The 11,712-nt window shown below is 62.2% G+C and carries 13 protein-coding genes and 1 pseudogene; 8 read left to right on the forward strand and 6 right to left on the reverse strand.

Annotation, left to right across the window (positions count from 1 at the left end):
- Positions 1 to 83: 83 nt before the first annotated feature.
- The 6 genes from K8M09_RS02465 to K8M09_RS02490 all read right to left on the reverse strand — a co-directional run bounded on the left by K8M09_RS02465 (position 84) and on the right by K8M09_RS02490 (position 4,959).
- Positions 84 to 305, reverse strand: coding sequence for a heavy-metal-associated domain-containing protein (locus K8M09_RS02465; protein ID WP_160787805.1), 222 nt, complete (start codon positions 303 to 305; stop codon positions 84 to 86).
- 360 nt (positions 306 to 665) lie between these two features.
- Positions 666 to 1,370, reverse strand: coding sequence for a hypothetical protein (locus K8M09_RS23815; protein ID WP_425287023.1), 705 nt, complete (start codon positions 1,368 to 1,370; stop codon positions 666 to 668).
- A gap of 79 nt (positions 1,371 to 1,449) precedes the next feature.
- Entirely contained in the window at positions 1,450 to 1,887 is a 438-nt protein-coding gene (locus tag K8M09_RS02475) for a MucR family transcriptional regulator (protein ID WP_051018000.1), read from the reverse strand.
- A 139-nt stretch (positions 1,888 to 2,026) separates the two neighbouring features.
- Positions 2,027 to 3,336 (reverse strand): IS3 family transposase gene (locus tag K8M09_RS02480; protein WP_112830905.1). Its coding sequence is split into 2 segments (ribosomal slippage): positions 2,027 to 3,042 and positions 3,042 to 3,336, totalling 1,311 coding nucleotides; the frame shifts between segments, so codons are not numbered across the junction.
- Positions 3,337 to 3,356: 20 nt separating this feature from the next.
- Entirely contained in the window at positions 3,357 to 4,373 is a 1,017-nt protein-coding gene (locus K8M09_RS02485) for a nucleotidyl transferase AbiEii/AbiGii toxin family protein (RefSeq protein ID WP_160787806.1), read from the reverse strand.
- A complete protein-coding gene (locus K8M09_RS02490) occupies positions 4,366 to 4,959 on the reverse strand; it encodes a DUF6088 family protein (protein WP_009450572.1) in 594 nt (197 codons plus the stop codon). The genes K8M09_RS02485 and K8M09_RS02490 overlap by 8 nt, the downstream gene beginning before the upstream one ends.
- Positions 4,960 to 5,194: 235 nt before the next feature.
- On the opposite strand from K8M09_RS02490, the gene K8M09_RS02495 reads away from it, so the two are divergent.
- The 8 genes and pseudogenes from K8M09_RS02495 to K8M09_RS02530 all read left to right on the forward strand — a co-directional run bounded on the left by K8M09_RS02495 (position 5,195) and on the right by K8M09_RS02530 (position 11,665).
- Positions 5,195 to 6,157, forward strand: coding sequence for an ArdC family protein (locus K8M09_RS02495; RefSeq protein ID WP_100237024.1), 963 nt, complete (start codon positions 5,195 to 5,197; stop codon positions 6,155 to 6,157).
- Positions 6,154 to 6,550 (forward strand): annotated as a pseudogene (locus tag K8M09_RS02500) (DUF2958 domain-containing protein). Before K8M09_RS02495 ends, K8M09_RS02500 begins: the two are co-directional and overlap by 4 nt.
- Before the next feature lie 124 nt (positions 6,551 to 6,674).
- On the forward strand, positions 6,675 to 8,813 hold the full coding sequence (locus tag K8M09_RS02505; RefSeq protein WP_160787807.1) for a ParB/RepB/Spo0J family partition protein: 2,139 nt from the start codon (positions 6,675 to 6,677) through the stop codon (positions 8,811 to 8,813).
- Positions 8,814 to 8,910: 97 nt separating this feature from the next.
- Positions 8,911 to 9,216 carry a hypothetical protein gene (locus tag K8M09_RS02510; protein WP_009450568.1) on the forward strand — a complete coding sequence of 102 codons (306 nt, stop codon included), beginning with the start codon at positions 8,911 to 8,913 and terminating at the stop codon, positions 9,214 to 9,216.
- A 417-nt stretch (positions 9,217 to 9,633) separates the two neighbouring features.
- Positions 9,634 to 9,798 carry a hypothetical protein gene (locus tag K8M09_RS02515; RefSeq protein ID WP_009450567.1) on the forward strand — a complete coding sequence of 55 codons (165 nt, stop codon included), beginning with the start codon at positions 9,634 to 9,636 and terminating at the stop codon, positions 9,796 to 9,798.
- A 199-nt stretch (positions 9,799 to 9,997) separates the two neighbouring features.
- On the forward strand, positions 9,998 to 10,546 hold the full coding sequence (locus K8M09_RS02520; RefSeq protein ID WP_024707717.1) for a hypothetical protein: 549 nt from the start codon (positions 9,998 to 10,000) through the stop codon (positions 10,544 to 10,546).
- Between the two features lie 65 nt (positions 10,547 to 10,611).
- Positions 10,612 to 11,028, forward strand: a complete 417-nt coding sequence (locus tag K8M09_RS02525) for a hypothetical protein (RefSeq protein ID WP_081725750.1) — start codon at positions 10,612 to 10,614, stop codon at positions 11,026 to 11,028.
- Entirely contained in the window at positions 11,021 to 11,665 is a 645-nt protein-coding gene (locus tag K8M09_RS02530) for an antitoxin of toxin-antitoxin stability system (protein WP_112830902.1), read from the forward strand. Before K8M09_RS02525 ends, K8M09_RS02530 begins: the two co-directional genes overlap by 8 nt.
- Positions 11,666 to 11,712 lie beyond the last annotated feature (47 nt).

Raw genomic sequence — 11,712 nt, forward strand, 5'->3', positions numbered from 1 at the left:
CTCGCTCCTTTCATCTTCATCCATGTCGGAAAAGCGTGCCTGCCGCGCCGGCACGCGGCGCGGCGAAAAAGGCGGAGTGCCGATCAAAAGGCGGCAGGCCGCGCCTCGTAGCCGGTTCCACGCACTGCCTCGACCAGCGCTTCAACGCTCGATTGCGCGGGGTCGTGCTCGACCTCGATCTTGCCGGTGTTGAAGCGCACCTCGGCCTTTGCCACACCGGGAAGGGCGTTGAGCGCCTTCTCGATCTTGGGTACGCAGGAGGGGCAGGAAAGCTCATCGCTGCGAAGGATGGTTTTCTGGGCCATGATCGGGTTCCTTTCGATAGTGGGGAAGGGGTGTCCCCTGCCTCATTGATCTAAGGGTTTGACCCCGCATTGCGATTGGTGAAACCGGCAAGCCAGGCTTGCATGAATGCACAGGCCGCTGCCTTGGTTCTGGTTCGTCGGGCGACCACATGGGGAGCTGTGGTGGAATTGCCGCCTAAACCAAAGGGATTTCCGTGCGTAAATGCACAGGTCGACAAGTCTCGATTCCCTGGCGGATGCTTTGATGTGGACGCGCCGCTGCTGGAAGGACAGCTTGAGGATACTCTTACCAAAGTCGCATCGGCGACACGACCATATGCGAAAGTCTTATGGGGAGACTTGAGTGAGATCAACGACGAGCTAACATTTTTGCAATAAACCAATGAAATGGAGCATATCATGCGTGGATTTGTTGATGACATCGAGGAACTGACCGAAGGAAACACGGATTTTCGCCGTGTTCTTTATACGGCAAGAAATATGCAGCTCGTGCTGATGGCGCTTCAGCCCGGCGAGGAGATCGGCGAAGAGGTTCACGACGACGGCGATCAGTTCTTCCGTGTCGAGGACGGCGAAGGCGAAATCCTGATCGACGGCAATGTGAGCAGGATCAGGGCCGATATGGCCATGATCGTACCGGCCGGTGCGCGGCATAACGTCAAAAACACCGGGAATGAGCCGCTGAAGCTTTATACGATCTACAGCCCTCCCGAGCACGTCGACGGTGTCGTTCATCCAACCAAGGCTGAAGCCGACGCCGCGCATGAACACTTCGACGGCAAGACCACCGAATAACGCCGTTGCGCAAGCAGTGACTTGCGGCGACAACATCCATGAACGGTGTTCCTGCTTGCCCTCCCGCACCGAACCGCGAGAGGGCAGCTCTTTACTAGGAGATGACGTGAAGACCCCGATGCGCACCGGCCTTCCTGCCGCACGGCTGGGATTGCCCTTCAGAATCTGACATTCGTCATCGGTGCCGTAGTGGTGCGGGTCATCGGTGGTCTGTTCTTCGAACTGCCGTTGACCCTGCTCACCGTTCGCGATGGAGAAGCGCCGGTGCATTCAGGACGGCATCTATTGAATCGCGCAAATGGGGCGGCGAGTTGTTCCGGTGCAACCTGGGGAACGGTCGAAAGAGGCCCTATGAGAATTTGAGGCCGAGTCTCTTCCGTCTGGCAGGAGCCGCTGGCGGTTCTTCGACGGGCTTTGGCTTGCGTCCTAATCCCATCGATTTTGCCAGTGCGGAACGCGCTGCGGCGTAGTTTGGCGCGACCAGCGGATAGTCTGCCGGCAGGCCCCATTTCGCACGATATTCGTCCGGGGTGAGGCCATGGTGGGTCGACAAGTGGCGCTTCAGGGATTTGAACTGTTTTCCGTCCTCGAGACAGACGATGTAGTCCGGCGTCACCGACTTCTTGATTGGGACTGCGGGCTTTTTGGATTCTGATACGACTTCCGTGGGGACATCGGTCTGCTGCAGCAGGCTCGTATACACCCTGGAGATCAAGCCGGGCAATTCGGCGACAGGTACAGGATTGTTCGACACATAGGCCGAAACGACATCTGCGGTCAGCTCGATTAGCCTGTCTGTTGATTTCCGCTGAGAGCTGACCCGGGATTTTCGCCGAGAAGTGACCCGCCTCTTGTCCGTCGTCAGAACATTTGGCGCTGATGGCTGCTTGATTTAGCGGAGTGTCGGCCTCGATCTTTGGTTGATGTTAAGCGGCGAGTTTGCGGTGCTGCAAGCGCCGGAGCTCGATCGTCTGTCGTTTGATCCTTTCTCGTTGTTCGATGATAGCAGAGGCCCTGCCGAAGTAGGCGTCGGCCGGGGTCACGTTGCCAAGGCTCTCGTGGTGGCGTCGGTGATTGTAATACTCGACGAAGGCTTCGATCTGGCGTTCAAGATCGCCCGGCAGGAAGTAGTTCTCCAGCAGGATGCGGTTCTTGAGCGTCTGATGCCAGCGCTCGATCTTGCCCTGGGTCTGCGGATGAAGCGGAGCGCCGCGGACATGGCTCATGCCGTTGGCGTCGATCCATTCGGCGAGTTCGCTGGCGATGTAGGACGGCCCGTTGTCGCTGAGCAGTTTTGGCTTGTGCAACACCCTGGCGCTGTCACAGCCTGAAGCCGTAAGGCCCAGTTCCAGCGTTTCGGTCACGTCCTGGGCCCGCATGGTCGTGCACAGCTTCCAGGCGATGATGTAACGGGAGAAGTCGTCGAGCACGGTCGACAGATAGACCCAGCCCCAGCCGATGATCTTGAAGTAGGTGAAGTCTGTCTGCCACATCTCATTGGGACGCATGGTCTTGTCCCTGAACTCGTCGGCGGCCTTGATCACCACGAAGGCCGGGCTGGTGATGAGGTCATGGGCCTTGAGCAGGCGATAGACGGTCGCCTCGGACACGAAGTAGCGCTTCTCATCGGTGAAGCGCACCGCCAGCTCACGTGGTGACAGCTCGGACTGTTCCAGCGCCATGTCGATGATCTGGCTCTGGACCTCGGCGCTGATGCGGTTCCACACCCGGTTCGGCCGGGAAGGACGGTCCTCCAACGCCTCCGGGCCGCCTTCGACGTAGCGGTCATACCAGCGGTAGAAGGTGCGCCGCGCAATGCCGAGCTGATCCAGCGTCTTCTTCGCCGGAAGGTGCGACTGCTCGACGATCTTGATGATCTCGAGCTTTTCGGATGCGGGGTATCTCATTCGTCGTCGCCCCCATCCGCGATCATGCTTTTTTTGAGCAGACGGTTCTCCAGCGTCAGGTCGGCGACTGCCTCCTTCAGCGCGCGGGTCTCGCGACGAAGGTCCTGCACTTCACCGGTCGTCGCAGCACGGGCCGTGTCGCCTGCCAGTCGCCGCTTGCCGGCTTCCAGGAATTCCTTCGACCAGGTGTAGTAGAGGCTCTGCGCAATCCCCTCCTTGCGGCACAACTCGGCAATGCTGTCTTCGCCACGAAGGCCATCCAGCACGATCCTGATCTTGTCTTCCGATGAAAAGTGCCGCCGTGTCGCCCGGCGGATGTCTTTGACCACACCCCGGTCCTCCCAGTTTCTTACTTGGCTGCTCTGTTCGTGCGCGCGGCTATATCAGCGCACCGCGCCATGAGCGCTTCGAACGGCTCCTCGTCGTCGAAGAGCAGTCCATCCTCAACCATGCGGGCATAGTCATCCTCCAACGCCTTCGCGCCATCGCCGACCGGCACGAGTTGCAAGCCGCCGCTGACAGCCGCTGCATAGTCGATCGGCGTGCGGTCGGCAGCCTTCTCTGCGAAGAACATCGACTTGTGCCGGGCGACAGCGTTGGCCAGGTCGCGATCGGCAAAAGCGGCTTCCGCAAAGCCGGCTTCGTCCAGTCGGACAACATCGTGCCAATGTCGCGCGAAGCGGTCGCCGCGCAGCCGCTCCTGGAGGCAAAAGACGTGGATGGCGGTCGCCTTCTCCCAGAAGGTCCGCTCCGCGTGCATGACGCGCGGCCGCGCCGTCGGAAACACCAGGCCGTCGATCAGGCCGGCCGCGTCGCAGACGACGTCGCGCAAGCTCGCGGGTTCGCCCGTCGAGCGCCCGCCGAACTCCAGCATGACGCTTGGAGCCACATAGCCGGACCCGGCTGCGGTCGCCTCATAGTCGATGAAGAGCTTCTCATCCTCGACCCGGACGGCCGCCGCCAGACCTTCGACGGCCAGTGCGGTCTCGATCACAGGCTGCACGGTTTCCGCGACCCATGCCGGTAACCGCCGACGGACCTCGCTGGACCAGCGCTTTTCCTCGCTTCGTGTCTTCGGCAGACCCTCGCCATTGTCCCCGACCAGATCGGGCGCAATCGCCCGAATGTCGTAGGTCAGATCCACGTCCTCCGAAAACCGGCGAATGACCTGATAGGCTTTCGACAGCGACGTGCCGCCCTTGAACACCAGATGCTCGCCGAGCGGTGCCGCGTAGAGGGTCGCCAGCGCCCACACCACCCACACATCCTTTTCGAGAAGATGGGTGGGACGACCCGAACGGTCGGCGACGACGCTCAACGCGTCACGCCGATCCTCGGCCGAAAGCTGGAGGAAAACGTCAGCCATAGGCCGCCTTTCCGACGCTCTGCGCGAGCCATGTCGGAAGCTGCGGCGCGGCGGCGACCAGTTCGCCGAACACGCCGGGCGGCATCTTCCGCTTCAAGGTCGTGAGCGCGGCCTCCGCCTTTTCGGGGCCGAGCCAGGCCAGCGCCCGCACGGCCTCGCCTGCGGGGCGGTTGGCCAGGGCCAGTTGCCAGCGCGGCGCGTGCCGCAATTCGACGACCTGCTTGCCGAGGTGTATCTTTCGGCTGCGTCCGGAGGTCAGATAGACCGAGCGGACGGGCACCTGCGTCGTCAAGCCAAGCGCGTTCGCCGCGGCGGCTCCGTTCGAGACGATGATCTCCCCTTTTTGGGTCGCGAGGGCCTCGACAGCCTGCTCGACCGAAGGTGCGCGCGTGCCAAACCGACTGGCGATGGGGCGCAGATAGACGCCACGACCGGCGCGGATGAGCTGCCCGCGCTCGGACAGACGCGACAATGCCTGATCCACGGCCGCCCGGTTTCCGAGGTGGAGCAGGCCCTTGGCGGACACGGGCATCCCTTCGGGAAGTCCCGTCGCATGTGCCAGAATCTGTTCGGTCAGCCGTGTCATCGTCTTTCTCCTGTTGGAAATATACGCGGGTTTCTGACAGTTTTCAAGGAAGCGCAGGGGAACATACCGAATAGGGGGAAAGCCTTCCCCTGCGGCCGAGCCTTGGTCTCTACCTACCCCTTCTGCGGGGAGATCCCCGCAACGCCCCCTTCAGAGTGAGAGTGCGGACGGATTTTCCGTGACGGGTTAAGAGCTGGAGGAGAGGCTTCCGGCACCCGTCGCGGAGATCATCCCGATGGCCAGACAGGGTCGTAACCTCGCGGAAGGTGGCGCGCGCAGCAACCTTTACGACGACATCACCAACAAGATCATCGCCGAGCTGGAGCAAGGGCGGTTGCCATGGGTCCAGCCCTGGGGTGCGTCGCCTGATACCGCCCCGCTGGGCCTGCCGAGAAATGCTTCAACCGGCCGGTCCTATTCCGGCATCAATATTCTCATCCTCTGGGGGGCTGTCATCCAGCATGGTTTCCCCGCTCAGGCGTGGCTGACGTTCCGCCAGGCGCTTTCGCTTGGCGGCAATGTCAGGAAGGGCGAACGTGGCACGACTGTCGTTTATGCCGACCGTTTCACCCCCGAGGACGAGAAGCGCCGTGCCCGCGAAACGGGTGAGGATGCGCATGCCATTCCGTTCCTAAAGCGGTTCACGGTCTTTAACGCCGCGCAATGCGATGGCCTACCCGATGAGATCACGGCAGTCGCGCCGCCACCGCCGCCGGGCCTTATCGAACCTCAGGTCGAGGCGTTGATCCGGGCCACCGGCATCGACTTCCGTATTGGCGGCAATCGCGCCTTCTATATGCCGTCGCTCGACTATGTGCAGGTGCCGCCTCCGCAAGCCTATTTCGAGCCGATCAACTGGCACAGGACGGCCCTGCATGAACTGGGGCACGCCAGCGGCCATCACAGCCGCCTCAACCGCGATCTGACCGGCTCGTTCGGTTCGAAGAAATACGCCTTCGAGGAGATGATTGCCGAACAGACCGCAGCTTTCAGTTGCGCCGCGCTCGGGATCGTGCCGACCGTCCGCCATGCCGATTACATCGGATCGTGGCTGGAGGTCATGCGCGAGGATTCCCGCGCCATTGTCCGCGCGGCCTCGCAGGCCAGCAAGGCGGCGGACTGGCTGCTGTCGCATCTGCTTGCCGAAGACACCGGGGAGTCGGATGCGAGCGAAACCGACCGGAGGGCGGCGGCATGATCCTCCTGACAGGCGCACAGCACGACCGCCTGCTGGCCAATGGTCGCCAGCGCGATCAAGATCACATCCCCGGTCGTGAAGTTCTTCAATCCCATCGGTGAAGGCGTCTGGCTCGCTACCGAGCTGGATGAGGATGGCGACATCATGTTCGGCCTGGCGGATCTCGGCCATCCCGAACTGGGTTCGTGGAGCCTTGGCGAGATGCAGTCAGTCCGGCTGCCATTCGGCATGGGCATCGAGTGCGATCTGCTGTTCACCGGCGATTTCCCGATCTCGGTCTGGGCCGAGGCCGCCCGTGAGACCGGCAGCATCCGCGCCGCCGAGCGTTTGCTCTACGGCGTCGGCGCGAGCTTTTCCCGTACATCCGCCGATACAGAAAACCGGAGTGCCTGATTTCCGGGTTTCAGGTTCTGCGGCTGGCGTCGCTCTCTTCAGAGGAAGAGGGCGGCGCTTCGCTTCGTGACGGGCTGATAGCCGGAGAGAGAGGCTCACCGGCGTCCGTCATGGAGTCACTGACATGGCCACTGCCGTTCAAAAGATCACCCTGTCATCCTCGCGCGACATTCCCTTCAACAAACTGGTGCTCAGCCAGTCCAACGTCCGGCGCGTCAAGGCCGGGATCTCTGTTGAGGAGCTGGCCGAGTCTATCGCCCGTCGCGGCCTGATCCAGTCCCTGCATGTCCGCCCGGTCGTGGATGCCGAGGGCAAGGAAACCGGCATGTTCGAGGTGCCCGCCGGCGGTCGCCGCTTCCGGGCGCTGGAACTGCTGGTCAAGCAGAAGCGCCTCGCCAAGATCGCGCCGGTCCCGTGCGTGGTGTCGGAGGCCAGCGCCGATGTGCTGATCGACGAGGTATCGCTCGCCGAGAATATCGAGCGCGCACCGCTGCATCCGCTCGACCAATTCCGCGCCTTCCAGGCCATGCGCGAAAAGGGCATGACCGAGGAAACAATAGCTGCCGCCTTCTTCGTGGACTCCAAGGTGGTGAAACAGCGCCTGCGTCTGGTTTCCGTCTCACCGGCATTGCTCGACGTCTATGCCGAGGACGGCATGACGCTGGAACAACTCATGGCCTTCAGCGTCAGTTCTGACCATGCCCGTCAGGAGCAGGTCTGGGAAGCGATCAGGGATGGCTGGCAGAAGGAACCCTACCACATCCGACGCCTGCTGACCGAAACCACAGTCCGCGCCGCCGACAAACGGGCGGTGTTCGTTGGTATCGATGCCTATGAAGAGGCTGGCGGCTGCGTGCTGCGTGATCTCTTTCAGCAGGACGATGGTGGCTGGCTGCAAGATCCGGTGCTGCTCGACCGGTTGGTGGGCGAAAAACTGAAGGCCGAGGGCGAAGCCATCGCCGCCGAGGGCTGGAAATGGATCGAGGTCGCCATCACCTTCCCCTATGGTCACGACCATGGCCTACGCCAGATTGTCGGCACCACGGTCGATCTGAGCGAAGAGGAACGCGCCACCCGCGAAGCATTGCGCGACGAGTATGACCGGCTTGAAGTCGAATATGGCGAGGCGGACGAGCTGCCTGACGAGATCGACGCCCGCTTGGGTGAGATCGAACTGGCTCTGGAAACCTTCGAGCGCCGTCCGATGACCTTCGAGCCGGACCAGATCAGCATGGCGGGTGTCTTCATCAGCATCGACGCCGATGGCGCATTGCTGATCGAGCGCGGCTATGTTCGCGCCGAAGATGAAACGCCTGCGGAACCGGAAGCTGAAATCGTTGACCCGGAAACCGGCGAGGTGATCCAGCGGACAGAACCGGAGGTAAGCCGCATGGGTGCAGTTATCACGCTGGGCGGCCAGGCGGTCGAAACTGAGGAGGAAGACGAGGCCGACATCATCAAGCCGCTGCCCGATCGCCTGGTCAGCGAGCTGACCGCGCATCGCACGCTGGCGCTGCGGGATGCGGTGGCAGTAAACCCGCATGTCGCTATGACGGCACTGCTGCACAGGCTGGCCATGGATTGCTTCATGCCGCATTCCAGCAAGGGATGCCTCGAAGCCCAGGTCCGGGAGGTTCATCTGCCCGCACAGGCCGAGGATCTGCGCGACAGCGCGTCGGCCAAGGCTATCGCTGACCGCCACGAACGCTGGGGCGATCATGTCCCGGCAGACGATGCCGCCCTCTGGGATTGGCTGACCGATCTGGACGATGGGTGGCGCATGGAGTTACTCGCCCATTGCGTCAGCTTCGGTGTCAATGCGCTCTATGAGAAGCCGAACCCTTACAGCGGCACGGGCGTCAGCCAGCACGGGCTGGACATCCGCCTGTCGCAGGCTGACCGGCTGGCCCGTTCGACCGGCCTCGACATGGTGGCCGTGGGCTGGCGGCCGACGGTCGGCAATTATCTCGGCCGCGTGACCAAGCCCCGTATCCTTGAAGCTGTACGTGAAGGGGCCGGAGACCGGGCCGCCGAGTTGATCGGACATCTCAAGAAGGGCGACATGGCCAAGGAAGCCGAACGCCTGCTGGCGGAAACCGGCTGGCTGCCTGAGCCGCTGCGCATGGCGGACGAGGGTATCGAAGTCGACCCGGCATCGGGCACTGCGGCGGAAGCCGACAATCTGCCCGATTTCCTCTCCGGCGATGGCGAGGACGACCCCGCTGACGATGAGGAAGAACAGCATATGGTCGCTGCTGAATAGCACTCATGCGGGGCGGCTTCGGTCGCCCCGTTCTAACCGCTCCGTTTCCGTAACTCGCCCGATCCTCGTGATCGGGCTTTTTCTTTGGAGAGCCGCCATGGCTGCCAGCATCGACGTTGATGAAATATTTGCTCAGGATCGGGAAAACCGTCCGCTGGAGCGTACACTGCCCTGGGAGGAAAGCCGCGACGGCATGACCGTTGTTGTGGAGCCAAAGCCCCATTGGGCCGAAGATATGCGCGTTTTCCGGCTCGATGCCCGTGAATACTGCCGCTATGCCGAATGGACTGCCCATGGCGGCCGTGCGCGCTTCTATGGTCACATCGATACATCGGGCGACGATCTGATGATGAAAGCCCGCGCGATGGTTGCCCGCGAAATTGCCGATGGGCTTTGGAGCTGAAGACCCGATCGCAGGGTCTCTGGCCGTGAGGATGGGATGTCTGCACCGGACGGGCCCAATCCGGCTTCACCATGCAATCCGCCATCCCGATCAGGACAAGCGGCAGCCATCTCTGGCCTGAAGGAACACGATCCTGATGCCAGCATGGTGGCAAGGCTGACGCGGCAGAGCATCTGCGACGGGTATCCGGCATCCTGTCAGATGCGAAAAACCACCCCCGCTTCCATTCGCAAACCTTGGTCCGATCCGTCTCTTTGACATTCAACCCCAAAGGGGTCGGCTTACGCGCGCGTGCCGCCCTCGGGGATTCGGGAAAAGTCCGAACGCCCTCGGGTGATTGCAGATCCGGTCAGACACTTCGGGCGCCTGTCGCGCGGGGGATGGTCCCCCGCCTCCCAAAGACAGGAGCCGGAACCCATGTCCTATGCAGATGCCACCGCCTTCGCCGCCAGCCTTGCCGCCACGCTGATGGTTTCGATCGTTGTGTTCCAGGCCGGAGACGGCACCCACGCCGCGTGCCCTGCCGCCGAGTTCGACGGCGACGACGACATGGTGAAGCTGGAGCTGGACCCGTGGGAATAAGGCGCGAAAGCGCCTCATCCCCGACGGCCCGAGCGCGGCAGCCCGCGCTTCGGGCCTTCAGCGCCTCGCGATGGTTCCCATCGCCGGCAGCGGAACCGGGAACGAGCCCGGTCAGAGAGGAAGAGTGCGGGCCGTTCGGCCGTGACGGGTTGAGGGTCGGAGAGAGAGGCTCACCGGCGCCCGTCATGGAGTGATCCCGATGACCTTTGCCCGTTCCGAAACCTTCCGTTCCATCGGCCAGATTCTGGCTGCCGATGTTCTGCCCGCGCTTTATCGGTCGCAAAAGCTGCCGCTGCGTATCTCATGCCTTGGCGTGGCCAGTTATGACGCCAGTGACGCGGCGAACGGTTTTGACCGCGTGATCCCGCTTGGCGAATGCCCGTCACCGGAAGAGGCCATCCAGGCCGCAGCCTTGCGCCTGTCGCGCGGTGATATTCGCACGGGGCCGGACAGCTTTCCGTATTTTCAGCCGCGCATCATGCTCATTCAGGACCAAGATCAACGCCTGGTCCTCGCTGGCGAAATCCGCGCCGGCATTATCCTCTGGCAACAGCCTGTCGCCTCCGATGCCGAGGCACGCAGGATCGTGACCGAGGCCAGCCGCCTGCGCGGTATGGCGTTTCGGACATCAGATCCCGAAGCGGCGAGACGGCTGCGTTACCGCGCCGCTGCGCTGGAAGCCCGGTTGGTCGATTCCTTTTGGCGCGAGACCTCGGCCGATCTGCTCCGCCTGCCGCAGGCCGCCTGAGCTTCACCCATTTCATCCCATTCGGCTCGGCCACACGCCGGGCCATGTCATGCCAGGAGACTATCATGGCCGATTATTTCACGCACTTTTCTTGCCTGCTCGATGTAGGCACCCCCGAAAACGCTGCCCGCGCGCTGGATCTCTACAAAGCTCTGGCGGATGACAATGCCGTTGAGGATCCGCCCTCCGATGGCTTCCTGCTCTCCATCCAGCCAGAGCATGGCGGTACGCAACTCTGGATGCGCGATGACGTCACCGGCGATCCTGAGCATGTTATCCAATTCGTCAAACGCTGCGCTGCCGAATTTGGCCTGAGTGGATTGTGGGGTTTCCAGTACGCAAATAGCTGCTCGAAACCGCGCATCGACGGATTTGGTGGTGGGGCGCATGTCCTTGATCTCGCCACCGGCAAGACGGTGGACTGGATCTCTACCGATGGCTGGCTTTCCACCGTGCTGGAGGGAGGCGATCCCCATGCCTGAGATCATCGAAACCACCGTCTATCGCCTCGACGAATTGTCCGAAGCGGCGAAGGACAAGGCCCGTGCCTGGTATCGCGAAGGCGGCTTCGACTATGACTGGTACGATGCCGTCTATGAGGATTTTCAGCGCATCGCCGAGATCCTCGGTTTGAATCTCAAAACCCGCACCGTCCGGTTGATGGGCGGGGGTACACGGCAAGCCCCCTGTATTTGCTTCCGGGGCTTCTGGTCGCAAGGTGATGGCGCCTGTTTCGAGACCTTCTATTCCTACCGGAAAAATGCGCCGCGCCGGATCAGGGAATACGCCCCGCAGGACACCGAACTGCACCGCATCGCCGATACCCTTCAGGCGATCCAGCGCCGAAACTTCTATCAGCTTCGCGCCGATGCCAGCCATCGCGGGCATTATTATCACGAATACTGCATGTCGATCGCGGTCGAGCGCGACAGCCCGACCTGGCAGGACATGACCGCTGATGCCGAGGAGGCGGTCATCGAGGCGCTGCGCGATCTGGCCCGCTGGCTCTACCGCCAGCTTGAGCGCGAGTATGATTATCTGTCCTCGGACGAGGCTGTCGATGCAACCATTGCCGCCAATGAATACACCTTCACCGCAACTGGTCGCCGCTTTGGATGATCCCGAGAATACGCTGACAAGCGCCCCACCGTCCGGTCGGGGCGCTT

It is taken from the genome of Shinella zoogloeoides (assembly GCF_020883495.1).
In the GTDB taxonomy this organism is placed as follows: domain Bacteria; phylum Pseudomonadota; class Alphaproteobacteria; order Rhizobiales; family Rhizobiaceae; genus Shinella; species Shinella zoogloeoides.